The 25,339-nt window shown below is 49.7% G+C and carries 22 protein-coding genes and 1 tRNA gene; 15 read left to right on the top strand and 8 right to left on the bottom strand.

What is annotated here, in order from left to right; all coding sequences use genetic code 11:
- Positions 1 to 109 precede the first annotated feature (109 nt).
- From pdxH to dnaK, 4 genes are all read left to right on the top strand, one after another.
- On the top strand, positions 110 to 751 hold the full coding sequence (gene pdxH, locus AC1S52_RS10875; RefSeq protein WP_482029022.1) for a pyridoxamine 5'-phosphate oxidase: 642 nt from the start codon (positions 110 to 112) through the stop codon (positions 749 to 751).
- Between the two features lie 130 nt (positions 752 to 881).
- On the top strand, positions 882 to 1,445 hold the full coding sequence (locus AC1S52_RS10870) for a DUF1499 domain-containing protein (RefSeq protein WP_482029021.1): 564 nt from the start codon (positions 882 to 884) through the stop codon (positions 1,443 to 1,445).
- A 252-nt stretch (positions 1,446 to 1,697) separates the two neighbouring features.
- On the top strand, positions 1,698 to 2,249 hold the full coding sequence (locus AC1S52_RS10865; protein ID WP_482029020.1) for an Hsp20/alpha crystallin family protein: 552 nt from the start codon (positions 1,698 to 1,700) through the stop codon (positions 2,247 to 2,249).
- Positions 2,250 to 2,560: 311 nt separating this feature from the next.
- Positions 2,561 to 4,474, top strand: coding sequence for a molecular chaperone DnaK (gene dnaK / locus AC1S52_RS10860; protein WP_482029019.1), 1,914 nt, complete (start codon positions 2,561 to 2,563; stop codon positions 4,472 to 4,474).
- Between the two features lie 121 nt (positions 4,475 to 4,595).
- Here dnaK and AC1S52_RS10855 read toward each other — a convergent pair whose 3' ends face one another.
- Together AC1S52_RS10855 and AC1S52_RS10850 are read right to left on the bottom strand one after the other, a co-directional pair.
- Positions 4,596 to 4,985 carry a hypothetical protein gene (locus AC1S52_RS10855; RefSeq protein ID WP_482029018.1) on the bottom strand — a complete coding sequence of 130 codons (390 nt, stop codon included), beginning with the start codon at positions 4,983 to 4,985 and terminating at the stop codon, positions 4,596 to 4,598.
- Between the two features lie 122 nt (positions 4,986 to 5,107).
- Positions 5,108 to 5,872: a DUF1350 family protein gene (locus tag AC1S52_RS10850; RefSeq protein ID WP_482029017.1), complete on the bottom strand. Its 765-nt coding sequence runs from the start codon at positions 5,870 to 5,872 to the stop codon at positions 5,108 to 5,110.
- Between the two features lie 170 nt (positions 5,873 to 6,042).
- On the opposite strand from AC1S52_RS10850, the gene AC1S52_RS10845 reads away from it, so the two are divergent.
- The 4 genes from AC1S52_RS10845 (at position 6,043) to AC1S52_RS10830 (ending at position 10,129) form a co-directional block, all read left to right on the top strand.
- A tRNA-Phe gene (locus AC1S52_RS10845) sits at positions 6,043 to 6,115 on the top strand.
- Between the two features lie 377 nt (positions 6,116 to 6,492).
- Positions 6,493 to 7,554 carry a DUF6765 family protein gene (locus AC1S52_RS10840; protein WP_482029016.1) on the top strand — a complete coding sequence of 354 codons (1,062 nt, stop codon included), beginning with the start codon at positions 6,493 to 6,495 and terminating at the stop codon, positions 7,552 to 7,554.
- A gap of 62 nt (positions 7,555 to 7,616) precedes the next feature.
- Positions 7,617 to 8,975 carry an NYN domain-containing protein gene (locus tag AC1S52_RS10835; RefSeq protein WP_482029015.1) on the top strand — a complete coding sequence of 453 codons (1,359 nt, stop codon included), beginning with the start codon at positions 7,617 to 7,619 and terminating at the stop codon, positions 8,973 to 8,975.
- Positions 8,976 to 9,070: 95 nt separating this feature from the next.
- Entirely contained in the window at positions 9,071 to 10,129 is a 1,059-nt protein-coding gene (locus AC1S52_RS10830; RefSeq protein WP_482029014.1) for a threo-3-hydroxy-L-aspartate ammonia-lyase, read from the top strand.
- 213 nt (positions 10,130 to 10,342) lie between these two features.
- Here the strand turns inward: AC1S52_RS10830 and AC1S52_RS10825 are convergent, their stop codons facing one another.
- Positions 10,343 to 10,912, bottom strand: coding sequence for a hypothetical protein (locus AC1S52_RS10825; protein ID WP_482029013.1), 570 nt, complete (start codon positions 10,910 to 10,912; stop codon positions 10,343 to 10,345).
- Positions 10,913 to 11,012: 100 nt separating this feature from the next.
- Here AC1S52_RS10825 and ruvB point away from each other — a divergent pair, with 100 nt between their 5' ends.
- The 3 genes from ruvB to AC1S52_RS10810 all read left to right on the top strand — a co-directional run bounded on the left by ruvB (position 11,013) and on the right by AC1S52_RS10810 (position 14,217).
- Positions 11,013 to 12,173 (top strand): Holliday junction branch migration DNA helicase RuvB, encoded by a 1,161-nt coding sequence (ruvB, locus tag AC1S52_RS10820; RefSeq protein WP_482029012.1) that lies wholly within the window; start codon positions 11,013 to 11,015, stop codon positions 12,171 to 12,173.
- Between the two features lie 239 nt (positions 12,174 to 12,412).
- Positions 12,413 to 13,321 (top strand): tetratricopeptide repeat protein, encoded by a 909-nt coding sequence (locus tag AC1S52_RS10815; protein ID WP_482029011.1) that lies wholly within the window; start codon positions 12,413 to 12,415, stop codon positions 13,319 to 13,321.
- A 122-nt stretch (positions 13,322 to 13,443) separates the two neighbouring features.
- On the top strand, positions 13,444 to 14,217 hold the full coding sequence (locus tag AC1S52_RS10810) for a methyltransferase domain-containing protein (RefSeq protein ID WP_482029010.1): 774 nt from the start codon (positions 13,444 to 13,446) through the stop codon (positions 14,215 to 14,217).
- A 157-nt stretch (positions 14,218 to 14,374) separates the two neighbouring features.
- Here the strand turns inward: AC1S52_RS10810 and AC1S52_RS10805 are convergent, their stop codons facing one another.
- The gene (locus AC1S52_RS10805) at positions 14,375 to 15,229 is read right to left on the bottom strand and encodes a TIGR01548 family HAD-type hydrolase (RefSeq protein ID WP_482029009.1); all 855 of its coding nucleotides are present in this window, start codon (positions 15,227 to 15,229) and stop codon (positions 14,375 to 14,377) included.
- A gap of 128 nt (positions 15,230 to 15,357) precedes the next feature.
- Here AC1S52_RS10805 and AC1S52_RS10800 point away from each other — a divergent pair, with 128 nt between their 5' ends.
- Positions 15,358 to 15,669, top strand: a complete 312-nt coding sequence (locus AC1S52_RS10800; RefSeq protein ID WP_482029073.1) for a 30S ribosomal protein PSRP-3 — start codon at positions 15,358 to 15,360, stop codon at positions 15,667 to 15,669.
- Positions 15,670 to 15,950: 281 nt separating this feature from the next.
- The gene (gene glgB / locus AC1S52_RS10795; RefSeq protein WP_482029008.1) at positions 15,951 to 18,254 is read left to right on the top strand and encodes a 1,4-alpha-glucan branching enzyme; all 2,304 of its coding nucleotides are present in this window, start codon (positions 15,951 to 15,953) and stop codon (positions 18,252 to 18,254) included.
- Here the strand turns inward: glgB and AC1S52_RS10790 are convergent.
- On the bottom strand, positions 18,248 to 18,808 hold the full coding sequence (locus AC1S52_RS10790; protein ID WP_482029007.1) for a pilus assembly FimT family protein: 561 nt from the start codon (positions 18,806 to 18,808) through the stop codon (positions 18,248 to 18,250). The two genes, glgB and AC1S52_RS10790, sit on opposite strands and share 7 nt — an antisense overlap.
- Before the next feature lie 413 nt (positions 18,809 to 19,221).
- On the opposite strand from AC1S52_RS10790, the gene pbpC reads away from it, so the two are divergent.
- Positions 19,222 to 21,663: a penicillin-binding protein 1C gene (gene pbpC, locus AC1S52_RS10785; protein WP_482029006.1), complete on the top strand. Its 2,442-nt coding sequence runs from the start codon at positions 19,222 to 19,224 to the stop codon at positions 21,661 to 21,663.
- 36 nt (positions 21,664 to 21,699) lie between these two features.
- Here pbpC and AC1S52_RS10780 read toward each other — a convergent pair whose 3' ends face one another.
- Together AC1S52_RS10780 and psbQ are read right to left on the bottom strand one after the other, a co-directional pair.
- Complete coding sequence (locus AC1S52_RS10780; protein WP_482029005.1) at positions 21,700 to 22,809, bottom strand: NAD(P)/FAD-dependent oxidoreductase; 1,110 nt, start codon at positions 22,807 to 22,809, stop codon at positions 21,700 to 21,702.
- A 108-nt stretch (positions 22,810 to 22,917) separates the two neighbouring features.
- Positions 22,918 to 23,373: a photosystem II protein PsbQ gene (gene psbQ, locus AC1S52_RS10775; RefSeq protein WP_482029004.1), complete on the bottom strand. Its 456-nt coding sequence runs from the start codon at positions 23,371 to 23,373 to the stop codon at positions 22,918 to 22,920.
- A gap of 91 nt (positions 23,374 to 23,464) precedes the next feature.
- Here psbQ and AC1S52_RS10770 point away from each other — a divergent pair, with 91 nt between their 5' ends.
- Entirely contained in the window at positions 23,465 to 23,596 is a 132-nt protein-coding gene (locus AC1S52_RS10770) for a hypothetical protein (RefSeq protein ID WP_482029003.1), read from the top strand.
- A 297-nt stretch (positions 23,597 to 23,893) separates the two neighbouring features.
- Here AC1S52_RS10770 and AC1S52_RS10765 read toward each other — a convergent pair whose 3' ends face one another.
- Positions 23,894 to 24,895, bottom strand: coding sequence for a hypothetical protein (locus AC1S52_RS10765; protein WP_482029002.1), 1,002 nt, complete (start codon positions 24,893 to 24,895; stop codon positions 23,894 to 23,896).
- Between the last annotated feature and the right edge of the window lie 444 nt (positions 24,896 to 25,339).

Below are 25,339 nucleotides of genomic sequence, written 5' to 3'. Positions count from 1 at the left end.
ATCGGGGGTAGGGCAAATTAGAAAACGCAAAACCCGCTCCCACCCCTCCCCCTCCCCCCTCTCTAACAACCAACAACCAACAACCAACAACTCCCTTCACCCCTGCCCTATGAGTATTGCGATCGCCGAGCTGCGCCTTAACTACACCCGTCAGCAATTGAATGAGTCAGAGGTCGATCCCGATCCCATCCAGCAATTTCAAACCTGGTTTGAACAAGCGGTGAGTGCCCAATTACCAGAACCCAATGCCATGACCCTGGCGACTGCCAGTAGGGATGGAATTCCTTCGGCGCGAATTGTGTTGCTCAAGGGCGTTGATCCGCGTGGGTTTGTGTTCTACACCAACTATGAAAGCCGTAAAGGTCACGAACTGGCTAGAAACCCTCAGGCAGCTCTGGTGTTTCTGTGGAAGCTGTTAGAACGTCAGGTGCGTATTGAAGGAGCCATTGAAAAAGTGTCTGATGAAGAAGCTAACGAATATTTCCATAGCCGTCCTTTAGAAAGTCAGTTGGGTGCCTGGGCTTCTGACCAGAGCCAGGTGATTCCTGATCGTGAGGTCCTGGAACAACGCTTCCAAGCCCTGAAGCAGAAATATGAGAATCAGGAAATCCCCCGTCCCCCCCACTGGGGTGGCTACCGTGTAGTTCCTCACCTGATTGAGTTCTGGCAGGGACGACCCAACCGCCTGCACGATCGCCTCTGCTATCGACTGGAAGGGTCTCAGTGGGTCATTGAACGGCTTGCTCCCTAGTGCTTTAGGGCAGAAGTTTTGCGTTAGTGGCGGGGATGGGGCGATGGAGAGATGGGGCGATGGGTGTTCGCCTGCTGAGTGATCTGTCAAGATTTAGCTGTGGACATTTAACTCCCATTCTTTGACAGCAATGATGACTACTTCCATGACGACTCTAAAATTGAATGCGATTGTTTCATACCTGAAAAGGTTGGCTACCTCTGCGGTATGTGGGGGGCTGCTGTGGATATTCTTTAGTTTCAGCATTCCGTCGGTTGCGATCGCCCTGCCCTTGCCGACTCCCATGATGGCTTCGCTGCTCCACTTTTCAGGAACTCGTCCCACCAATCTGGGAATTCAGGATGGAAAATTGGCACCCTGTCCTTCTACACCGAACTGTGTCAGCAGCCTCACTCCGGATGCAACCCATGAGGTTGCCCCTCTGCGCTACAGCAATTCACCGGAAACGGCATTTAGCCAATTGAAAACAATCATTCAAGCGCTACCTGCCGCCCAAATCATGACTGAAACCGACCACTATCTCTATGCCGAATTCACCAGCGCTTTGATGGGATTTGTAGATGACGTTGAGTTTTTCTTAGATGAAGATGCAAATGCCATTCAAGTTCGGTCGGCTTCCCGTTTAGGCGAGTCCGACTTAGGGGTGAATCGTCAGCGAATTGAAGCCATTCGAGCAGCGTTAAACCAACCATAATCGGGAACTACTCCCCTACTTTACGGTTTACCTCAATGCCATAAACCCCTGTCCTCTTTAAATTGGAAACATCAGGACAAATTCAGAAAAACAATATGAAACTGTTCTGATTCCAATGAACAACTTCTGATTCACTGATGACTCAGCTTAAGTTTTCTGATGCTGATTGAATACTGAACAGCAGCACCTATTCACCTCATTTAGTTCAGCAATCTTTCATCCATTTCAACAGTTTTTGGAGGACATTTCCCTATGGCATTGATTCGTTGGCAACCCTGGCAAGAAATGGAAACCCTGCGCCATCAGATGGATCAATTGTTTGATGACCTGGCTCCGGTTTCCCGCCCTAAATTGGTCAACTACGGCAACCGCAATCCCTGGTCTCCTGCAATTGAACTCATCAATGCTGACACCGAACTGGTACTGCGGGCAGAACTGCCGGGTATTGCTGCCAAAGATCTGGATATTCAAGTCACCCGTGAGGCGATCGCCCTCTCTGGCGAGTACAAATCTGAAACAAAGACCGAAGAAAATCGGGTAGTTCGTTCCGAGTTTCGCTACGGTCACTTTCATCGGGTGATTCCCCTGCCGGTTGCAGTGCGCAACGATCAGGTGAAAGCCGAATTCAAAGATGGAATTCTCACGCTTAACCTACCGAAATTGGCAGCCGATCGCCCTAAAGTGGTAAAAATCAACCTGAATGGCAACACCACTGAGCCTGTGTTGACACCGGGTCAGAATGGTCACACTCCTGAATCGACTGAGCAAGTGGAAACAGGTGACGTGTGGGCGGAAAGAAGTTAAGAGTTGAAAGTTGAGAGTTGAAAGTGGGGAGTTGAGAGTTGAAAGTTCAGAAGTAAATGGCTCTAACTCACTCCTCACTCCTTACCTCCCCTCCCAACCGTCCCACCCTTTGTTCGGTAAATACGCCTTCATTAAATCAGCCAACCACAAGCACTATAGAGAGTAGGAGAACTGTGGGTAACTCGCAGCGGGAGGGGAACCTGGCAGATCGCTGAGTTCTAACCTGACGCTCTCTTAATCTTTCTGTTTCAAACGAACTGGCTAGTTGCCACCCCCGTAATTTTTTATGTAGTGATGGAGCCGAAGCACAAATGGCAAAAGTTGTCGGAATCGACTTAGGTACAACTAACTCGTGTGTCGCGGTGATGGAGGGTGGCAAGCCCACTGTCATTGCCAACGCTGAGGGTTTTCGCACCACCCCCTCGGTCGTTGCCTTCGCAAAAAATGGCGATCGCCTGGTTGGTCAAATCGCCAAGCGACAGGCAGTGATGAACCCGGAGAACACGTTCTACTCGGTCAAGCGTTTCATTGGTCGCCGATTTGACGAAATTACCCATGAGGCGACCGAAGTTGCCTACAAGGTTTTGAATGTCAACGGTAACGTCAAATTAGACTGCCTTTCTGTGGGCAAGCAGTTTGCCCCTGAAGAAATTTCTGCTCAGGTATTACGCAAACTGGTTGACGATGCCAGTAAGTATCTGGGTGAGCAAGTAACCCAGGCGGTGATTACTGTTCCCGCCTACTTCAATGACTCCCAGCGGCAAGCAACCAAAGATGCTGGTAAGATTGCAGGCGTTGAAGTGCTGCGGATTATCAACGAGCCGACGGCAGCTTCCCTCGCCTACGGTCTGGACAAGAAGAGCAACGAAACCATTCTGGTGTTTGACTTAGGGGGCGGTACCTTCGACGTATCCATCCTGGAAGTGGGCGATGGCGTGTTTGAAGTGCTGGCAACCTCCGGCGACACTCACCTGGGTGGTGACGACTTCGACAAAAAGATTGTGGACTACCTGGCTGAGGAGTTCAGAAAGGCGGAAGGGATTGAACTGCGGAAAGACAAGCAAGCACTTCAGCGGCTTACAGAAGCGGCTGAAAAAGCCAAAATTGAACTCTCCAGTGTCACCCAGGCAGAGGTCAACCTGCCCTTTATCACCGCGACCCAAGACGGGCCCAAGCATCTGGATACGGTGCTGACCCGCCAAAAGTTTGAAGAACTCTGTTCTGACTTGATTGATCGCTGCCGTGTGCCGGCTGAAAATGCATTGCGGGATGCCAAGCTAGACAAGAGCCGGATTGATGAAGTGGTGCTGGTGGGTGGTTCAACCCGGATCCCCGCTGTGCAAGAACTGGTCAAACGGGTATTGGGTAAAGATCCGAACCAGACGGTGAACCCCGATGAAGTGGTTGCGGTGGGAGCTGCAATCCAGGCGGGTGTGCTGGCGGGTGAAGTGAAAGATATTCTGCTGTTGGATGTGACTCCCCTGTCTCTGGGTGTGGAAACCCTGGGGAGTGTAATGACGAAGATCATCCCTCGCAACACCACTATTCCTACCAAGAAGTCGGAAGTCTTCTCCACGGCAGTGGATGGGCAGAGCAACGTGGAAATCCATGTCCTGCAAGGTGAGCGGGAAATGGCAAATGACAACAAGAGTTTGGGAACCTTCCGTCTGGATGGTATTCCTCCGGCTCCCCGTGGCGTGCCGCAAATTGAAGTCACCTTCGATATTGACGCAAACGGCATTTTGAATGTGACCGCGAAGGATAAGGGCACGGGTAAAGAACAGTCCATCAGCATTACGGGTGCGTCCACTCTACCAAAGGATGATGTGGAACGGATGGTGCGTGAAGCTGAAATGAACGCCGCGGCTGACAAGGAGAGACGCGAGAAAATTGACCTGAAGAACCAGGCAGACTCGCTATCTTACCAGGCTGAAAAGCAGATGAGTGAACTCGGCGATAAGGTTTCTGAGGCTGACAAGACCAAAGTGGAAGGGCTAATTAAGGATCTGCGCGATGCGATCGCCCAGGAAGACTTTGACCGCATCAAGTCCCAGATGACGGAACTTCAGCAGTCCCTTTACACCATCGGCAGCAACATCTACCAGCAAGCGGGTGGTGGCGATGCAGGCGCACCCCCACCGCCACCGCCGGGTGATGGTGGCTCCACCGGTTCTACGGGCGGAGACGATGATGTGATTGACGCTGACTTCACCGAGTCCAAATAAGGTTCGGCTGACGTAGATCAACTAAACGCTCCTTAACTACAAAAGGCTGATAGGGCACTGGCTCTATCAGCCTTTTCTCTTAGATATAGGAAGGGGGAAGCAGAGAGTGGTTAGGAAATCATCAGAGCACTCTTTGGAAACCCATTCCAACCTGGATGAAATGAGCATCTCCAGTGAGAACTTGTTCTATACCCAGTTCATCCATATCGCCATAAAGCGCTAAATCAAGTTCTTGAGTCAGTGAACCATGAGACACTGCGCCAATAAAGTTCACCAGTGGATCTTTTTGAGGGAGTGGGGTTTCTCCGTTAATCGTCAAGCTTTGGATTTGCTCCACAGTCAGTCCAGTTAGTTTTGCTATCTGTAAGACATCCATCTCTGCCCTCACCATATTGAGGACGACTGTTAATAAACCTTGTTGTACTCCCTGGTCTCTTGCTTCCTGCAAAATTGCCTGGTAGGTAATTGGCTGCTTCACACGCTCTGCCCTCAATACTCCTATGTAACTCATCCTAACTCTATTTCTTTGGGGATCTTTATTGTCCTCGCCCCCTCCTTTGCCCTTGCCGCAGGATATATCCCAACACCCCTCCATCCCTCCACCCGCAATTGTGGGTGACTCGCCGCAGGTGCTTAAAGGGACGCTAGTGGGTTCATCCAGCGTAGAATTGCCCCCTCTAATTGATGCAGTTCTCGATAAACTTCCTGACGCATCCATTGGGCGATCGCATCAAAGGGGGTGAAAATATTCCCTGCTTGCCAGTTAGCATCCGGTCCCAGGGGCGTTAAATGATTACCTGGAAGGTTTTGAGCAACCACCATGCCCGGAAACCGAGTCTGAAGCAAATCGGTCAGGGCAGTCGTTTGGTCGATCGTGTCGTTGGTGAATTTGACCAGCAAGTTTCGGCGCACCTGATATTTCTGGGCAATGATCCGGTTAGTTTCCAGCGGAGAAGGAGTAAATTCGACAGAGAAGACCGGGGAAAACTGCTCAACCAGTGGCACAGCATTACGAGCAGAAAAATTGTTAAAGGAAATCAGAATATTTCCCGCCCGCTCGACGGAAAACAAACTACCAATCAGCAAATGAAGCTTGCAGCCCATGCTGTGCCCAATGCCATAGATCGGCAGCGATCGCCTGCGTAGCTGAGTGGCATAGAGATTGGCTAGAGTACGGTCAAAATTTTGCAGTACAGTTTGGGCAATGACTTCGTGATCAAAGGTATTCACAAAGGGCGTTGCAACGATTACATACCCTTGTAGTGCCAACCGCTCCAGCAAACGCCGGTAGGTCAACTGTGGAGCCGTTGCCACAAATGCCCCACCCAAAAAATGCACAATTGCCGTTGGTCTCTGGGGTATCAAAACCCAGTTCCCAGAAATTTCCCACCAGTCCATCAGTCTCTACTCATTAAGGGTTCTTCCCTGTTTGTAGCAGTTGAAAGCAGGTAATGGGTAAATAGGGTTTGCTCTTTGCAGCTCAATTTCTCTAACACAGTCCAGTTTTTACTTGCAAAGTGTGACTCTGGTTTGCTAAGTTGGTTAAGCGCTTGAAGATAAGTATCCCTGCCGGGATAGCTCAGTTGGTAGAGCAGAGGACTGAAAATCCTCGTGTCACCGGTTCAAGTCCGGTTCCTGGCATAGCTTTTTAGAATAATCATTCCAGCAACTAAATAAAGTTGCCAGAACATAGGTTTTATATTGCCAGTTCTGCCAGCCATAGTAAAACAACTTGCCTAACTTCCCGTTTGCGGCGATCGCGCTTTACCACCCGGTAGCCCAATGTTGGTATTTCCTTTTATAGAAATCTCCTAAAACCGATTGTAAAGTCTTACAAAAAATGTCAAAGCGGGGCAAGAAGGAAGATCAACCTCTAAGGTATTGATATTTCTCTTTTGCCTGGAATCAGGTTAACCCTGGCTACGATGATCTGGGCTATCTGTATGAATCAGTATCCGGGCATTGGTTATAGGGTGTAACTTCACCGATTTCTTCAGGATTCAGATTGCCGATTCATCATGCAAATTGATTTTCATCATGGCGTGACCTATGTGTGTGCCCGTTTAGCTGGGTTTGATCATCTAGCAGCCAATACGATCGCCTATTCTGCCCAGTATGTAGATGATGCGATTAACGCGGGTACCATCCGGTTTGATAACGGAGCCATGTTTGACCGGATCAGTTCTGCCCACAAGATGTTGGACTATCGTAACTTCCGGGAACTAGCAAACTACCAGGTGTGGATTCCTTTCCACTTCCTGCCGGGAAACGGTGGTCTACCTGTGGACAAGGAGCCAGAAGGCACCTTTATTGATAAATTGATCTGTCGCCCCAATAGCCATGTAGCCCAGGAAATGGTGAGAGAGTGCATCTGTCGCCGTCAAACTGCTTATGGGCTGCACCGATTGGGCATCACAATGCATGTTTACGCGGATACCTGGGCACATCAGGGTTTTGCTGGAGTCAATCATCGGGTGAATGAGGCTCGCAGTTTAGTGGATGGTAATGGACAGCCCGATCGCGCCCTGGTTAATCGGCTAAAAGGATTTTTCATTGGTGAGGCATTACCCCTGGGGCATGGGGCAGTTTTGAGCAACCCCGATAAGCCCTTTTTGCGCTGGGGGTACACCAACGGACGCGGGGAGAAGATTAGCAGAAATAATCCCAAAGATTTTTTAGAAGCGGCAGATCACCTATGTCAGGCAATGCAACGCTACCGCCTAGGTGAACCCGATGCCATTGTGCCAGGACTGCCCGAACCCGATAAAAGCTTAATTGCAACCATGTTCCAAACCATCGTCGATCATAATGGAGCGAACCGGCATCACCAATGGATAGATGCGATCGCGGCTGGAAAGTTTAGCTTTGGTTCTGCTCACATTGCCTACATTCCCAATGGCAAGGGATCCTGGAAGTATCAGGCTCTTGGTACCAGGGACGACTTTGAACGGAATGAACTATATCCCTATAACCCAAGCTTTTTAACCAGCGATTGGAAATTCTTCCACGATGCTTTACAGGCGCATCACTTTTATATTACCCACGAGTTGCTTCCCCGGTACGGTATTTGTGTGGCTTAAGAGGAGGAGAGGGAGTTGAGAGTTGAGAGTTGAGAGTTGAGGTTGAGAGTAAAGAGTGAGGAATGAATAAGCGCTGGATATTAGCAGGTTTCGTTGTCGCGGGAGTCAGTCTGGGGCTGAGTTTTGCCGCTTGGCGTGACTGGAACCGGAGCCTGACCAGTAGCCTGATTTCGCTTACGGCATTGGGCTGTGGGGTTGCAGCCACTAGCCTTGATGCAAACCGCTTCAGGAAAACCGGCAGTAGGGTGCGATCGCGCCATGCCCACCGGGAGATTTCCAGCCTGAGTCCACTCAGTATATATCCCCGTTCATTTGCACCGTCGGAAGAGAATCCAAATCACCCGATTGCTATTTTTTGGGACTATGAAAACGTCAAGATTTCTGCCCAGGGATTAAATGCCCCGCTGGCAGAAACGTTGATGGACTATGCCCGATCCCTGGGACATCCCTGTCGCAAAACGGTTTATGCCAACTGGCGACGGGAAAGTGACGTAGTGGTAAAAGCGCTGTATAGCCTTGGGTTTGAGCCAATTCATGTCTCAATGGGTAAGCCCAATAGTGTCGATATTAAGCTGACGGTTGACTGTTTGAATACGGCTTATCGCCACCCATACATTCAAAAATTCATTGTCGTCACAGCAGATAAGGATTTCATTCCTCTGGTGCACGCGCTCAAGGCAATGGAAAAACAGGTGATCATCATTGGTCGAACCGATGTGGTCAGTGAACAGTTGATGCTGAGTGCGGATGATTTTGTCTCCCTGGAGCAGTTATCGAAGGATGCTGGTACCCGTATCGGAGCGAAAATTGAGGGCAGTTCCCTATCCACCCTCAGCTATCAGGATGCGATCGACTGTTTGATGGAGGCGATCGGCGAAGCTCGCGATCAAGGCAAAAGCACCCGCTTTCCCATTCTTGACCGGCTCATGCGTGCCAGTTTGCGATACCGCTATCAGGGGGTGGCTTCTATCCGTAAACCAGATGGCTCAGCCTTTGCCAGTTTTAGCAAGTTCATTGCCGCTGTTGAGAAAGACGGGAAGGTCCAGATACAGACAGTAGAAGGGTTTAAGGAAGTGTTTCTGATTGAAGAAGACCCCCTGGCAGAGTCAGACTTTAGCCCCCGGTTGATTCGTCAGATGGAGCGAGACCACTGGCAAATTTTAGTTCAACAGGTTGAAAGGGCATTTCAGGAAGGCGACCCCAATCACTATTTGTATGGGCGGTTTTCTATTTTGTTTAAGTATGTCCGGGAGGCAAAGAAGAGCGGGATCCTGCCATTGAGCAATCAGTCTTTACAGACTGCCTTGAACCAATTGGTGGAAGTAGGTGTCTTGGTAGAGCAGGCAGATGGAAGCTTCCGATTAATTGAAAATTTGGATTTCCGCAAGGAAGATTTTTTGGACAGGCTGAGCCAGTCTTAAGCGAATTGCAGCCATTTCAAAGAGGTGAAATCATGGTTGTGGTGATGGGTAATGGAAAATCGCTGTAAGGTCGTTCCTGGGGATTTGCATAGCTCATGGTAGAAGGGTCTAAATCTACTTCAGAGGGGGCGAATGAGGCAGGTTCCTGGGTCACCTACCAGGCTGTAGAAGCTGCGGCACAACGGTTGCAAGGGCAGGCGCACCCCACCCCAGTGATCACCTCTACAACCGTGAACCATCTCACTCGGAGCCAGGTATTTTTCAAGTGTGAAAACTTTCAGCGCACGGGATCCTTCAAATTTCGGGGGGCATTCAATGCGTTATCACAACTGTCTCCAGAACAGCGGCAACAAGGGGTACTGACCTATTCCTCAGGGAACCATGCCCAGGCGATCGCCCTTGCCGGTCAGTTACTTCACATTCCTACCGCGATCGTCATGCCAGAGGATGCTCCAGCCGTCAAACTGGCAGCAACCCGTGGCTATGGGGCAGAAGTCATTGTTTACAATCGCCAACTCCAGGACAGAGAAACGTTGGGGCAAACCCTGGCAGAGGAACGAGGACTGACCCTGATTCCCCCCTACGACCATCCCCAGGTTATTGCCGGACAGGGAACGGTTGCCAGGGAGTTGATTCAAGAAGTGGGAGGACTGGATGTGCTGCTGGTCTGTTGTGGCGGTGGGGGCTTACTGTCTGGGTGTGCGATTTCAGCCAGGGCACTTTCTCCTGCCTGTCAGGTGATTGGGGTGGAACCGAAACGAGCGGATGATGCAACGCGATCGTTTCACAGCCGCACCCTGCAAACCGTTCACAATCCAAATACAATCGCGGATGGTGCCCGTACCCCCTGTTTAGGTCAGTACACCTTTCCCCTGGTGCTGGAATATGTCAACGATATGGTCACGGTGTCTGAAACTGCCATTTTGCGCACCATGTTGTTTCTCTGGGAACGCTTGAAGATTGTGGTAGAACCGACGGGGGCACTGGCTGCCGCTGCTTTGCTGGAAGGCGTTGTCTCTGTTCCTGATGCCCGTATTGGAGTTGTCATCAGCGGTGGCAATGTGGATCTGAAGCAGGCAGGTAAGCTATTTTCTAAAGTCAACAAACCCGCCAAGTCACAATCACCCATGCCGTGGGCAAGGGAACTGAGTTAGTGTTCTGGGAAGGGTGAGGAGTGAGGGGTCAGGTGCCCTTAGGGACTCGCAAATTAATAAAGTCCCAACGTCATTCCCGCGCAGGCGGGAATCCATCGTGGAGCCTTGACTGCTTGGTTGACCTTCGTTCGTAGTCATTCCCGCGCAGGCGGGAATCCATCGTGGAGCAGCTTGTCTAGCGGGTACTTTATTTTGGGGCACATCCCTTAGCCTTCAGCCTTCAGCCTTGTTTAACCTGCCCTCAACCAGCCCAACCTGTTCCAAAGCGGAGCGGATGGACTGTTTTTGTTCGTCATCATAGCCCCATCGCTCCAGAAATTTCTGGTAGTGACCACTGCCAGTGTCAATGCTTTCTACAAGCTGGGTTGCCTGTTCCTGTAATTGGGGTAGGGGAAGCGCTTGAATTAAGCGGGCGGTGCGCGATCGCACCCGATCTGACCCCTCCGCCAGTTCTGCCTTCTGATTCCGCCGGTGGGTGATTCCCATCGCCGTAGACATGGCTAGATTTTTCACCAGCAGCGGTGACACGACCGGAGGCGCAGATTTCAATCCCTCCCCTACCGTAGGAATGGACTCGTCTATGAAAGAGCGCTCATCACTCAGGTAAGTGACGAAAAATCCCCGCGCTCCGTTTTCACTGGCAACCAGATTGCTCACAGCTTGCTTCAGAATCGAGGCTGAGACTTGTCCCTGTTCCAGGCTCTCTAAAAGGGACTGGGTAAGGGCGATCGCTTCCTCAAAACTGACCGTATCAGGCACATTAAATCCAGACTCAATAACCATCTTTAACCATCTCTGAGTATGATAAATAGCATCGCCAGTCCCTAGTACCTTAGTTCTCACCTGACCCCTCCGCCCTTGCCCCCCCACTTCCCCTTCCAGTATGGCAATCATTTCCTCCAAGAAACAGCCACCCGACTCACAGGGGCAATCGCAGAGTAGCTTACCACTGGAAAGTGAAGCTTCAAAAGGGCGATCGAGCCAGGGCAAAGCGAATCCATCGTCTCCCCCTAATGGTGCAACGGGTGAGTCCCTTTTGGAACCGGAAGCAAAACCCGAAGAACGAGGCAAACCAGAAGAGGGGCTGCGTCCTCGTCGGCTGGCGGAATACATTGGGCAGAAAGACCTGAAAGAAGTACTGGATATCGCGATTAAGGCAGCCAAAGCCCGCAAAGAGACGCTAGACCATCTGTTGCTCTACGGTCCTCCCGGTTTGGGAAAAACCACAATGGCGCTGATCCTGGCAGATGAGATGGGGGTTGATTGCAAAATCACCAGCGCTCCAGCACTGGAACGTCAACGGGACATCGTGGGTCTACTAGTGAATCTAAAACCAGGCGACCTGCTGTTTATCGATGAAATTCATCGTCTGCCAAAGGTGACTGAAGAGATCCTGTACCCAGCAATGGAAGATTTTCGGATAGATGTGGTGCTGGGTAAGGGGTCAAGCAGCCGAACCCGTTCCATTCCGCTGAATCGCTTTACCCTGGTGGGGGCAACGACGCGAGTGGGTGCCTTGACCTCTCCTCTGCGCGATCGCTTTGGCTTGATCCAGCGCCTTCGCTTCTATGAAGTCGATGAATTAACTGAAATTGTGCTGCGGACGGCATCTCTGCTCACCACGCCCATTACTTCTGAGGGAGCCGTTGAAGTGGCACGGAGATCGCGCGGCACTCCCCGGATCGCCAATCGCCTGCTGAAGCGAGTACGGGACTATGTTGAAGTGAAAGCTTCTGGCTCCATCTCTGAAACCGTTGCGGCTGAAGCCCTAGAACTATTTAACGTAGACCCCTGTGGGCTGGACTGGACCGATCGCCGCCTTTTGACCATTATGATTGAACACTTCAATGGCGGTCCCGTTGGGCTGGACACGATGGCAGCCGCCACTGGCGAAGATGCCCAAACGATTGAAGAAGTTTATGAACCCTACCTGCTGCAAATCGGTTATCTAAACCGCACTTCCCGCGGACGAGTTGCTACTCCCTCTGCCTGGAAACATCTGGGCTACCAGCCGCCCGACAGCCAACTCACACTTCTATCTTGAATCTAAATTTGCATCCTGCGATCGCAGCATTAAATCCCTCTCTTTCAACAATCAGGAAAGAGATGATGGGCAATCGCTCTGCAAAAACGGGCACTCCATCATGGGGAGAGACAATTTTCTCGAACCAGCAAGTTACGCGCTAGGCTTTAGGGGAAATTTATCAACCCACTCTGGGCACTTTAAGGTTTGAGATTTTGGATTTGTTGAATTTTAATAGCCACCCCTACCCTTTCACCCTCATGCATCACCTCCTCACCATCTTCTTTTCTTCACTCCTGGTTCTTCTCAGTTGGGTGGGATTCATCCTTCCCGCTTCTGCGGCTGAAGCCACAGCCCCAACTCCCCCAGCGGCAGAATCTGCTCCGGCAACTGAGGCAGTCGAAAAGGCGGCTACTCCACCTCAACCTTCAGTCCTGGAACTGTATAAGCGGGTTGATAATTTATTCAACAAAGCCTTTGAAGCCACCAACAAGGGCGACTTTAAAACCGCAGAAGAGTACTGGACTCAAGTTATTGAAGAGTTTCCCGAAAATGCAGCCGCCTGGAGCAATCGCGGGAATGCCAAAGTCAGTCAGAACCATCTTCAAAGTGCCCTGGCTGATTACGAGCAAGCAATTGAACTGGCACCTGACTCGCCTGACCCCTACCTCAACCGGGGCACTGCCCTGGAAGCCCTGGGCAGATACGAGGAAGCCATCGAAACCTACAACCAGGCGTTAGAAAATGCCCCCAAAGATGCAGCAGCATTTAACAATCGGGGCAACGCCAAAGCTGGTTTAGGCAAATGGGACGAGGCAATTGTGGATTACAAGCAGGCGATCGATCTTTCCCGTGAATATGCTACTGCTCGCGCCAATTATGCCCTCGCCCTCTACCAGACTGGCAAAACCGATGAAGCGGTTCGCAGTATGCGTTCCCTGGTTCGCAAGTATCCTCAATACGCCGACATGCGGGCAGCACTGACAGCGGCACTTTGGGCTGCGGGCAAACAAGGGGAAGCTGAAAGCCAGTGGGTTTCAGCCGTTGGACTGGACTCTCGCTATAAAGACTTGTCCTGGCTCAAAAACGTGCGCCGCTGGCCCCCCCAGATGGTGACTGCAATGGAGAGTTTTCTCAAGCTCCAGTCCAATCCAAAATCGGCAGCTTAGACTACGGTGATCTGGTGACACCCAACTCCTACCAGATAGGGTATTTTTAAGAATGTTTATGCGCCTGTTCTGCCAGGGGGCAAAGCGGATAGGCGGATTAGTAAGGAGTACCAGGAATTTGCATGGGTAGTGTGACAGATACTTACAGAAACTTGAAGAGTAAGTCGAAACGAGCGATCAGGAAGCTTTTATCGCCCTTTGACCTGGCGCTGTCTCCCCAGAGCATCGTTGAAAAATACTTAAAGGGCAGTGGGATAGAGATTGGAGCGCTTCACAATCCGCTTCAGGTTCCTCCATCCCTTCAGGTTAAGTATGTCGATCGCATGTCCAACACCGACTTGCGCAAGCAGTACCCGGAACTGGCATCCCTCAACCTGGTTGAGATTGACATTATTGATAATGGAGAGCGGCTTGAGCAGATTAAAGATGGTTCCCAGAACTTTGTGATCGCCCGCCAGTTTCTAGAACACTGCCAGGATCCGATCAGTGCGATTCAAAACATGCTAAGGGTGCTGAAACCGAAGGGCACCTTATATCTGTCTGTCCCAGATAAGCGTTATTGCTTTGATCAGCATCGACCCATTACGCCGATTGAACACCTGCTCAAGGACTACAAGGAAGGTCCAGAGTGGTCAAGAACCCAACATTTTCAAGAATGGGTTGTCTACGTTAACTTCGGCTACACCAACGAGGAGGACAGTCAAGGCGATGGGCGGGTTGAGGAACAACGAAATCGCCTGCTCGAAATGGACTACAGCATCCACTACCATGTTTGGACTCCGATCGAAATGCTGGAACTGATGGTGGCATTGAAAAAAACGCTGAATTGGAGCTTTGAAGTCGAATTTTTCTCCTCCGAGGGGGGTGAGATTGTTTTGATTCTGAGAAAGCAGTAGGGGGGAGGGATAGGAGTTTTGAGTTGAGAATTGAAAGTTTTGAATTGAGAGTTGAGAATTGAGAGTTTTGAGTTGGAAGATATTGAATTCTTCGTTCGCAACGTTTTCACTTTCAACTTCTTCACTTTCAACTTCTTCACTTTCAACGTTTTCACTTTCAACGTTTTCCCAACGTTTGAATACTGGTAGGGGTCAGTTCCTCAACGTTGCCTAAGACCATCACAGCACCAGCTTTTTGAAGAATAGTGGTATAGGCTGTTTGCTGGTCTTCTGTTTCCTGAACATGGGGGGGCAAAACTCCCACGCCAATCCAATTCCGATCAGGTTGAATTTTACGGGCATGGTCTACCGTGTACATATCAGCCACGGTGTCTCCCACATAGATGACTGGAATAGACGGATCACCACCATTCAGCATTTCAACGGTCTTTAACAGTCCAGTGGGATCGGGCTTTCCAGGGGCATCTTCCATGGCTACTAGAATGGGCGATCGCAAGCCAAGCCGTTTCTCCAGCACAAATCGGGCGGACCCTGTGGTTGCGCCACTAAAAAAGCCCCATTGAATGCCTGCCTCGGTCAAACCATTCAGATAGGTAGACTGCACTAAAAGAGGTTCCTGACAGATATAGCCCGTCCAATCAACCGGATCCCGTCCCCGATAGCGAGATTGAAAGAAGGCAACTAACGTTTCATAATTGAGGGCGATCGCGTCTCTGCTGCATAGTTTTGCTGGGGGAGCATCTGTTTCACCCAACACTAACCTCCCCTCAAAGTACCGGTACACAAACTCCTGGGAAGCTTCCCAATCGTTGTTCCACATGCCTTCTGCTTTCAAAGTGTCGATCGCCGCCTGGGAAGGGCGGTACGCTCCGGCAGTAAAATGCTCTACGGTATCTGCCAGTGCCCGCCGGTAAGAGTTACCCACATCTCGTATGACCCCATCAATGTCAAACACCACAATACTGGTAAAGGAACGAGCAGGGAACGACGCTTGAAATGGTGCTGAATCCATAATCGGCTATTTACTCAGGATGAAATGGCTTTGCTGAAAAGCTTACCTTTTCGCAGCATACATGGTAATTCCCGCAGCCCTACGTTAGAATAATGGGCTGAAATGTGATTTAGTCATCTGGGAATGCGCTGGAGGTTGGGTTGTCCAAGTTTATTTTGAAGGTTTTGTGGTTGGACGAGAACGTCGCCCTGGCAGTGGATCAGGTGGTCGGTAAGGGCACCAGCCCTTTGACGTCCTACTTTTTTTGGCCCCGCAATGATGCCTGGGAACAGCTCAAAAATGAGATGGAAGCCAAACACTGGATCTCTGAAGTTGATCGGGTTGAGTTGCTAAATAAGGCGACTGAGGTTATTAACTATTGGCAGGAAGAAGGCAAGCGTCGCCCGATGGCAGAGGCTCAGGCGAAGTTCCCGGAAGTAACCTTCACGGGTAGCGCTTAGGAACATAAATTTAATTCAGTCTCTATCCGCCCTGACTTGCAATGGTAAAGTTAGGGCGGGTTTACTATTGTGCAGTTGCCCTTCCCTTCAATTTCCTCTAAAAGCCGTAAAATCTGTACCGTAGTCGCCAATGGCAGCTATGTAAGATTGGTTACATCGCCCTACGGGTACACCCAAAGATATTTGAGACTTGGGACATGATTTGCTACGGTTTATTACAGCGAATTGCTTACTCTTAACATTTCGTGTATTCAAAAACGTTCCTATAGGTAGGTAGCTTCATGACGATGACCATTACCCCCGACCAGGTAGAGCGGATTGTTTGGAATCAGCACCACGATCCGTTTGAAGTGCTGGGTGCCCATCAGACAGAAAAGGATGGCAAAACAGTCTGGGTAGTGAGAGCTTACCAACCAACTGCGGAGGCAGCCTGGGTTGTTTGCCCAGAGCTACGGACTGAGTATCCAATGCAGGCAGTTCATCATCCCCACTTTTTTGAATGCACCATTGAGGTTCCCGAACTGGCAAATTACCAGCTACGGATTAAAGAAGGTGAGCATGAACGTGTCATCTACGATCCCTACGCCTTTCGCTCTCCCTATCTGACCGATTTTGACATTCACCTGTTTGCTGAAGGAAACCACCATCGCATTTACGAAAAGCTGGGTGCCCATTTGACTGAGGTGAATGGGGTCAAAGGAGTCTATTTTGCTGTTTGGGCACCCAATGCTCGTAATGTCTCAGTGCTGGGCGATTTTAACCACTGGGATGGGCGCAAGCACCAGATGCAGAGAACTGGGAATGGAATCTGGAATTTGTTTGTTCCAGAGGTGGGAGTGGGCGATCCCTACAAGTATGAGATCAAGAACTACGAAGGACATATCTACGAAAAGTCCGATCCCTACGGTTTTCAGCAAGAGGCACGTCCCAAAACGGCTTCAATCGTCACTGATCTGGATACCTATACCTGGAATGACGAAGACTGGATAGAGAAGCGCCGTCATACCGAGCCGCTGACCCAGCCCATTTCTGTCTATGAAGTCCATTTAGGATCCTGGATGCACGCTTCCTCAGCGGAACCAGCCAAGCTCCCCAATGGCGAAGAGGAGCCAGTTGTTATCGTTTCAGAACTTAAGCCTGGAGCGCGGTTTTTAACCTACCGAGAATTAGCTGCCAAGCTAATCCCCTATGTCAAAGAACTGGGGTTTACCCACATTGAGCTATTGCCAATCGCCGAACATCCCTTCGATGGTTCTTGGGGATATCAGGTGATTGGGCACTATGCCTGTACTTCTCGTTATGGTTCCCCTCAGGATTTCATGTACTTTGTAGACCAGTGTCACCAAAATGGCATTGGGGTGATTGTGGACTGGGTACCGGGGCACTTCCCAAAGGATGGTCACGGATTGGCATTCTTTGACGGAACCCACTTATACGAACACGCTGACCCCCGCAAGGGTGAGCATAAGGAGTGGGGCACCCTGGTGTTTAACTACGCCCGAAACGAAGTCCGTAACTACTTAGTTGCCAATGCCCTTTTTTGGTTTGATAAGTACCACATTGACGGCATTCGGGTCGATGCAGTTGCATCCATGCTCTACCTTGACTACTGCCGTAAAGAAGGGGAATGGGTGGTCAATCAGTATGGTGGTCGGGAAAATATTGAAGCCGCAGACTTTCTGCGCCAGATGAACCACGTCATCTTCAGCTATTTCCCCGGTGTCCTCTCGATCGCAGAAGAATCCACGTCGTGGCCGATGGTCTCCTGGCCTACCTACGTCGGTGGCTTAGGCTTCAATCTGAAGTGGAACATGGGCTGGATGCATGACATGTTGGACTACTTCCACATGGATCCCTGGTTCCGTCAGTTTCACCAGAACAATGTGACATTTAGTATCTGGTATAACCACAGCGAAAACTTTATGCTGGCGCTTTCCCACGATGAAGTTGTTCATGGGAAAAGCCCGATGATTGGCAAAATGCCGGGAGATGAGTGGCAGAAGTTTGCCAACCTCCGCTGTCTTTTTGCCTATATGTACGCCCATCCCGGCAAAAAAACCTTGTTCATGAGTATGGAGTTTGGTCAGTGGACTGAGTGGAATGTTTGGGGCGATCTGGATTGGCAACTACTTCAGTATGAACCGCACCAGAAGCTCAAGAACTTCCTTTCAGTGCTGAACGATCTCTACCGCAGTGAAACGGCGCTCTACTCTCAAGACTTTGGGCAGGAAGGGTTTGAGTGGATTGACTGTAGCGATAATCGCCACAGTGTGGTTTCCTTCATTCGCAGGGCAAAGGATTCTGATGAATTCATTGTAGTAGTGTGTAACTTTACGCCTCAGCCCCATGCCCATTACCGGGTGGGTGTGCCTGAGCCTGGTTTTTACACCGAACTGCTGAATAGCGATTCCCGTGAGTACTGGGGCAGCAATATGGGCAATTTGGGTGGCAAGTGGACGGATGATTGGTCTTACCATAACCGTCCGTACTCAATAGATTTGTGTTTGCCACCGCTGGCAACGCTGATTCTAAAGCTAGACCGCCAGAAGACTGCGGCAGCCGAGAAAAAGACTACCGATCAATAGCAGATTTTTCCACTGCTATCGGGTCTTGGGCGATCCTCTCCTTTGCGCACTGCCCCAATTAACGTCGATACAATGACGCAACGCTTGGTTCTCCCTCCAGCTTTACTGGACAGGGTGATTCTTCCCAACTGACCTTTGACGTTGCCATTTTCGTTAAATTGGACTCGGCGAACTCCCTCTGCTAGTTGTAGGGTGGTTTCCGAGTCCAATTCAATGTTTGGATCCAGGTCGTTCCAGATAACATGGCTAACATTGAGGCTAATCCGATGAATTGCCCATTGTACTTTTCCATTGGAAGCACGAAAGCTGGCTTGCTGAGCCACATGAAGTCGTCGGGCAGTTGCCTGAGCATCCCGAATTGCCTGATAAACTACATCCTGTGCCTGGTTGAGCCGCAGTCTAGCCAGGAATGCATTCCAACCAGGAGCCATAATGGCTGCCAGAATGCCAATGACCAAAACAATGATGCTAATTTCCAGTAGCGTAAATCCTTGAATCTGCCCATGCGACTGAGACCGCTTCGTTGAAGCGATCTTTCGGATATAAATTTTCATTAAATGCACACCTGATGATTCGGGGGAGGATTACTTGATAGCAGGCAATAGACGATGGGCAACAAATAACAAGGCAAAGATCCCTACCCAGACAAGGCTTTGTCTTGCTTATGGTCCTAGGTGGCGATCGCTCTACATAAAAAACTCCTGCCGTTGTTTTAAGATTCCCAGAGAATTGTTTTTTATAACCGGGGGGAGAATTGAGAGTTGAGAGTTGAGAGTGGTTTATGCGTCAGAGGAGGTTAGTTATAGGCTGTTTTGACCCTCTAGCCACTAAAATCGGATGGGTGGATGGGTGGTTTATGCCGGGGGAAACGGCTGTATAACATTTGCAAACAGTCTGCGGTTGGAACCAAGATTGATGGGAATGTAGTCCTAGTCAATACGCGACTGGCTTACCAAAGGACTTGAGCATGGGTGGGTATGGGCGGCGATCGCAGCTTCACTGGCGACGGCAAACTGCCGCAGCAGGGCAATGGCTTCAGGGGCGCTGGCATCGAAGTCATTGGTGGGTGAAAAGCTTGCTGGTTGTAATTTTGTTGCTGGGGATAGGGCGATCGCTCCCTTACCTGGCTCCGATTCATGCCGTAGACCTGATGCAGTCACAGGCAGCGATTGAGTTTACGGACCGGAACGGATTGCCTTTAGGCACCGTACTGACCCGTGACCAGGAGCATACGGTTGCAGTTCCGTTGCAGCAAATTTCACCCCACTTTATTCACGCCATTATTGCAGCGGAAGATCAGCGGTTTTATCAGCACGGGGCGTTGGATGGGCGGGCGATCGTCCGTGCTTTGCTGGAAGCGGCTCAGGCGCGTCAGGTGGTCAGTGGCGCTTCGACTATCACTATGCAACTGGCACGGATGCTCGATCCGGCTCCCCGCAACTTGCAGGGCAAGATCAGGGAAATCTGGCTCTCCTGGCGGTTAGCGGCGGGCATGTCCAAGAATGAAATTCTTCAGGCGTACATTAACCGCCTGCCGATGGGAGGCAACATTTACGGTGTGGAAGCCGCTGCCCGCATCTATTTTGGCATTCCTGCCAGCGATCTGAATGCCTCCCAGGCAAGCCTATTAGCCGCCATGCCCAATGATCCTAACCAGCTCAGCCCCTACCAGCACTGGGATGCCCTTAAGCGACGGCAGGCATATGTGCTGCAACGGATGGTCAGCGACCAGTACTTAACCCCTGCTGAAGCAGACCGGGCATCTGGGGCAGCAATTTCACTCCAGTCTCGCCAGCAGGGAATCATTGCCGCTCCTCACTTTCTGTTCTGGGTGGCAGAACAACTTGCCGATCAGCCTGCCCAGGTGCAAACTACCTTAGACCGTCCGCTCCAACAGTTTGTCGAAGCCCAGACCAAACAAATTGTTCACACCCTGGCAGCTAACCAGGTTCACCATGCGGCTGCGATCGTCCTGGACAACCATACAGGAGAGGTACTGGCTTACGTCGGCTCCCCTGATTACTTTGCCGATGCTCAGATGGGACGGAATGATGGTGTTCAGGCATTACGCCAGCCCGGTTCTACCTTAAAACCTTTTCTTTACCAGATTGCCCTGGAAAAGCACATCATCCGTCCTAATGACATCCTGGCAGATGTGCCCACTCGCTATGCCATTCCGGGCGCTAAACTATACAGTCCAGTGGACTATAGCGAAACGTTTCAGGGACCTGTGCGAGTCCGGTTGGCTCTGGCAAATTCCCTCAATATTCCGGCAGTGCGTGTTCTGGAAAAAGTAGGGGTGAACCATTTTTTAGAGCACCTGCATCAACTGGGATTCACTCACCTCTCCCAATCCTCTGACTACTACGGCTTAGGTCTTGCCCTGGGCAGCGGTGAAGTCAGCCTGTGGGAACTGGCAAAAGCTTATCTGATCCTGGCTAGACAGGGAATCCATACAAATATCCACTACCAGATTGAAATGAACCGTCAGCCACCAAATCGGCAACCTAAATTATCCCCTTCATCCACGGCAAAATCCGCTGCCTCTCTGATTACGGACATGTTAAGCGATTCCCATGCCCGCGCTAGAGCATTTGGTGTCGAGTCTTTGCTGTCGTTACCATTTCCGACTGCTGTAAAAACAGGCACCTCTTCCGATTTTCGAGATACCTGGACTGTGGGGTTTACCTCCGACTATACCGTTGCAACCTGGGTCGGAAATTTTGATGGTGCACCGATGCAGCAAATTTCTGGCGTAACCGGGGCTGCGCCTTTATGGAATCGGATCATGCTGCACTTACATGAACAACGAGAACCCCAACCCTTTTCATCCCCGGTTGGCATGGTGCAGCGTCCAATCTGTGCCCTGTCCGGTGCCCGTCCCACACCTGCCTGCCCTTCAGTGGTACAGGAATACTTTTTCCCGAAGGATCTGAAGGACTACGATCGCCAACCCGATCCCTTCTACCAAGTCACTAACAACAGTAATGGGCAACCTCAGTACCGCCTGAATCTGCCCCAGGAGTACAACGAATGGCTGGCAATGCAACCAGCGGTTCCAAGGGGAGATGGCTTAAGAATTTTGTCGCCCCGTAATGGAGATTTATTTCTGTTAGAAAAGCAAAACCCTGATTCGGAAAACTCTGGGCAACGATTGGAGTTCAGGCTGGCAACGCTGCCAACCCAGCCCGTGGAATGGCGATTGAATGGAAAAGTGATTAGTTCTGCTACACAAAGCAATACCCATTCTGATCAAACTACCCATTCTGTTTTCTGGGTACCCACACCTGGAAATTGGACCCTACAGGTGAGAAGCGGACAGGAAACGGATCAAACCAAATTTCAGGTGCAAATGACGGAAAATAGACCCACTCGTCGGGGCTTTTCTTTTATGGCGGGAGATAGTTGAAAGTTTTGAGTCTCCTCCCCTCAGATTCTCCTCTCCCTACGTTCCTGCCTCCCGTTCAATCATTTGCCGAATTTTTTCAGCGGTTGCGGGTGCCAGTAACACCCCATTGCGGTAGTGTCCTGTTGCCACCAGGACATTTTGGTAGCTGGGCAGCTTTTCAACAATGGGGGCAGGTCGTCCTTCAGGACGGGGACGCAAACCATACCAGGTTCGGACAATGGTGGCATTTGCCAGGGTAGGACAGAAGGCGATCGCCCGCTCTCTTAATGCTTCTAGCGTGGCTGCACTGGGGACTGGTTCAGACAGGGAATTAAAAAATTCTACGGTTGCTCCAATCCAGTAAGAATTCTGCCCTAGTGGTACAAGATGGGTATCTTCTCCGGTAATCACAGGCTGCAAGCTGGAATAGTTCCAAGAGTTTGGAAGTTGCACCTGAATTGCCTGCCCCAACACGGGGCGAATCTCAACAGGACAATTCATCGCAGTGGTTAAGGAAGTGGAACCCAAGCCCGCAGCAATGACCAGCCAGTCTGTTGGGTAGGAGCCAGTTGCCGTTAAAACCTGTTGACACTGCTGGTTGCTGTCCGCAAGAAGATAGGAATCAGTCCCTAAAACGGTTTCGTCAAATTTGAACTGGACACCTTTCTGGGTTGCGGCGGTAACCAGCGCCAGAGTCAAAGCGGTTGGGTCAACCTGACGATCCTGGGAAGAATAAACTGCACCAATTACCCGCTCCAGATTGAGATAGGGATAGTGGGATGACAGATAGGCGCGATCGCATAGGTCTAACTGCCACCCCTGCTGCTGACGAATTGTTGCCAGGGTCTTCCAATCATGAAGATCATCCCCTTCAAAACACAGCCGTAAAATGCCCTGTCGGTTAAACGGAACCGTGCATCCAGTGGTGGCTTCCAGCCGAGGAATCCAGTCGTTATACCGCTCAATACTGCTCAGGCGCATTTGCAGGCGGCTACCCCTGGCTTTCTGGCTGATAGCACCCATCAACACTCCAAGAGCTGCTCCCGTTGCTGCCTGAGCGGGAGGCTGGCAGTCAAGCACCGTGATGTCAATGCCCGAAATATGGCTGAGTTCGTAGGCGATCGCAGCCCCAATGATTCCGCACCCAACCACAACAACTCTAGTCATGTACCAGTCCTAAAATAGTTGTGAGAGTGAGAGGCTTTGTGAGAAAAAATTCCAGGGAATTTTTTCTCACAAAGCCAACTGGGACTGCGCTAGGACAACTTTTAGTGATTAGCCTTTCGGCAGCAGCGTCAGAAAGCTATCAAAATCCCTCAAAGTTTCGGCATAGTTGCGGATTGCCAGCTTATAGTTCTTATCCTGAGCTGCCTGGTCAATCGCTACCAGATTATCAAATACCGCTTTTGCAGCAGCACGCGCCTGTTTTTGGTCATCCGCCAACAACGTTTGAGTTGCAAAGGTCATCTTAGACCGCAGTTCCCCCAGGGGACCATGAATATAATTACGGACAAATACCCAATCTTGCTTCTGGATTAAATCTGCCAGTTCGGGCAAGCTGTCACGCACAGCAGACAACTGAGAGGCATAATCCTGAATTTGCTCAATTTGCTCACTGGTGTAGGACTGAGGTTTTGTGACTCGTTTTGCTTCTGCAACACTGCCAAAGCTTAACAACACAACCATGACGACAGCCAAAACAGCGGTAAGAATAGACCGATACTTAACCATATTTTGCTTACCAACTCCCCAAAAAATCAACTGCTATCGAGAGCCAACAGTTTACTGTTCGACAAAAAATGTATCGCAAAATCAGCCTAGAATGTCATATCTGAAGCAGGCTGTAGCAAATGGTTGCAAACAGATGGCAGGTGATTTAGAGCACAAAGTTCAGGAACCTGCTCGATGCACAATGGTTGGCATGGGCGAAGAGCCGTCTACCCCAATGGGTTGAGGTGTAAAAATTCTTGTTCCCGCCCCTCGACTGGAACGTGGCCCCCCTGATTTTGGTGGGTGGTAACCAGCCAATGCTGGAACAGCAAAAGCCAGCACCAATATCATGGTGGTAGCCAAACTTTTCATAGAAATTCGGTTAGACTGCCTCTGAGCTGGATTAGGGATTTTATATCTTTAAGATCAAATACTGTATCTCTAAGCAAATTCTAAATTATTCGACCCCAGGTTTTCTTCAGCCTTGTTGCCGATCGCATCTACAGAATTCTGCTGATTAGGGATTCAAACACTCCAACCTTCAGTATTCAGGACTTAGTGCCTTTGTATTAGCGGCTGAAAGATTCTCACCTGCCTGGAGCAGTCTTGAAGCATAGAGTTCAACAAACCTTTGATAGAGCCACATGGTTTTGCTCCCTGAACCGCCCTTTTGACTCAGCAGAAAATGGCTAGTTTTTCCAGACAGTTTCTTGAGATAGGGTAAATCTTCGCAGAGCGTTAGGAGAGAAGCCGTATGCAAAATAACTTTTAATATCGGCTTGGGCCAATCGAGGTCTGTGTAAATATCTATGATCAATTCATGCATATTTCTGCTGACAGGTAGGGAATTAAAGATGACAACCATTCTCTTTCCTGCATAGATAGGAATATTTAATTCCACTGTATAGGGAGTATGGAGAGTTAAATCAACTTCAACGACTGGCTGCCTCCACATTTTCAAAATGCTAAACGGGGACTTTAGCATGGTCATAAATTTTACATGACCACCCATTGAAGTTGGAATAAAACTACTAACGCCCAGTACTTTTAAGTTGCTAAGGCTGAAATGATGAACCGATTCCAGATGCTTTAAGTTGAGTAAATGATAAATCTGGCATAGATAGGGAAATGGAAGTAGATATTCCTGATGAATCATGTGATAGTTTTCCATTTCGCGCATTCGGGAATGGGCTACATCTAGATGGGTTTTATCCCAAAGTGTATTCGTGCCTGCTTGATAGGATTTATATTCTGTTAAATCATTCGCTGTTTGAACTTCTTCCGGTTTAAGCCATATCCAGCTTACCATCAAGAAGTTAATCAGAAGCAATTGAAACAACTTGACCAATGATATGTAATCGTCAGAAAATATAGCTAGACTTCTGTCAATTGTCCCAAATAGAAATGATGGGATTCCTATAAACCAAATACCATTTCTAATGTTATAACTTTGGAAAAATGAAGCACTATTTATAGTCGCCGTATTCATACCATCTATATTCCTTTTAATCATGTTGCTGGAATCAGTAATAAATCCAGCCATTGGTTTAATTTCACAATTAAGCCGTACTGTGCTTGCTGTTTAAAGAGCTATTTTTGCTAAAGCTTTGGATTACCAACAGATCACTTGATTATAGTGAAGTCAGCTTGTACCAGTTCAATATGAGTTTGCACTTAACGAGGGGCTTAAGCTCCTTGTTAACCAGTCATTTTTCTGTGCAGCTTCAAAGAGAATTGGTATTAGTTGGTAAACAATCGCTGCTACGAGCATGTTCACACATTAAACATTTATCAAAAGATTCCAAACCTATGTTGCCAACTATTTATTTAGTTCTATGGTGTTCAAATTCTTAAACTTTGCCTTCCACCATAGGTTGAGTTTCCCTTCTTTTCTTATCCTAACGAAGGAGTATTTTTGGACAGGTATTGCCTCTGATCCTCGTAGTGACAATGCCCTTGCTTCTCTGTAAAAATCAAAAGGTTGAGA

The organism is Kovacikia sp. CALU 1929, assembly GCF_056784235.1.
The sequence above is the reverse complement of the archived record's forward strand: the minus strand, read 5'-3'. Positions and strand labels throughout refer to the sequence as shown.

Bases quoted from the DNA above. Each gene is read 5' to 3' on its own strand.
- pdxH (WP_482029022.1), top strand. From the start codon at position 110: ATGAGTATTGCGATCGCCGAGCTGCGCCTTAACTACACCCGTCAGCAA.
- AC1S52_RS10870 (WP_482029021.1), top strand. From the start codon at position 882: ATGATGACTACTTCCATGACGACTCTAAAATTGAATGCGATTGTTTCA.
- AC1S52_RS10865 (WP_482029020.1), top strand. From the start codon at position 1,698: ATGGCATTGATTCGTTGGCAACCCTGGCAAGAAATGGAAACCCTGCGC.
- dnaK (WP_482029019.1), top strand. From the start codon at position 2,561: ATGGCAAAAGTTGTCGGAATCGACTTAGGTACAACTAACTCGTGTGTC.
- AC1S52_RS10855 (WP_482029018.1), bottom strand. From the start codon at position 4,985: ATGAGTTACATAGGAGTATTGAGGGCAGAGCGTGTGAAGCAGCCAATT.
- AC1S52_RS10850 (WP_482029017.1), bottom strand. From the start codon at position 5,872: ATGGACTGGTGGGAAATTTCTGGGAACTGGGTTTTGATACCCCAGAGA.
- AC1S52_RS10840 (WP_482029016.1), top strand. From the start codon at position 6,493: ATGCAAATTGATTTTCATCATGGCGTGACCTATGTGTGTGCCCGTTTA.
- AC1S52_RS10835 (WP_482029015.1), top strand. From the start codon at position 7,617: ATGAATAAGCGCTGGATATTAGCAGGTTTCGTTGTCGCGGGAGTCAGT.
- AC1S52_RS10830 (WP_482029014.1), top strand. From the start codon at position 9,071: ATGGTAGAAGGGTCTAAATCTACTTCAGAGGGGGCGAATGAGGCAGGT.
- AC1S52_RS10825 (WP_482029013.1), bottom strand. From the start codon at position 10,912: ATGGTTATTGAGTCTGGATTTAATGTGCCTGATACGGTCAGTTTTGAG.
- ruvB (WP_482029012.1), top strand. From the start codon at position 11,013: ATGGCAATCATTTCCTCCAAGAAACAGCCACCCGACTCACAGGGGCAA.
- AC1S52_RS10815 (WP_482029011.1), top strand. From the start codon at position 12,413: ATGCATCACCTCCTCACCATCTTCTTTTCTTCACTCCTGGTTCTTCTC.
- AC1S52_RS10810 (WP_482029010.1), top strand. From the start codon at position 13,444: ATGGGTAGTGTGACAGATACTTACAGAAACTTGAAGAGTAAGTCGAAA.
- AC1S52_RS10805 (WP_482029009.1), bottom strand. From the start codon at position 15,229: ATGGATTCAGCACCATTTCAAGCGTCGTTCCCTGCTCGTTCCTTTACC.
- glgB (WP_482029008.1), top strand. From the start codon at position 15,951: ATGACGATGACCATTACCCCCGACCAGGTAGAGCGGATTGTTTGGAAT.
- AC1S52_RS10790 (WP_482029007.1), bottom strand. From the start codon at position 18,808: ATGAAAATTTATATCCGAAAGATCGCTTCAACGAAGCGGTCTCAGTCG.
- pbpC (WP_482029006.1), top strand. From the start codon at position 19,222: ATGGGTGGGTATGGGCGGCGATCGCAGCTTCACTGGCGACGGCAAACT.
- AC1S52_RS10780 (WP_482029005.1), bottom strand. From the start codon at position 22,809: ATGACTAGAGTTGTTGTGGTTGGGTGCGGAATCATTGGGGCTGCGATC.
- psbQ (WP_482029004.1), bottom strand. From the start codon at position 23,373: ATGGTTAAGTATCGGTCTATTCTTACCGCTGTTTTGGCTGTCGTCATG.
- AC1S52_RS10770 (WP_482029003.1), top strand. From the start codon at position 23,465: ATGTCATATCTGAAGCAGGCTGTAGCAAATGGTTGCAAACAGATGGCA.
- AC1S52_RS10765 (WP_482029002.1), bottom strand. From the start codon at position 24,895: ATGGCTGGATTTATTACTGATTCCAGCAACATGATTAAAAGGAATATA.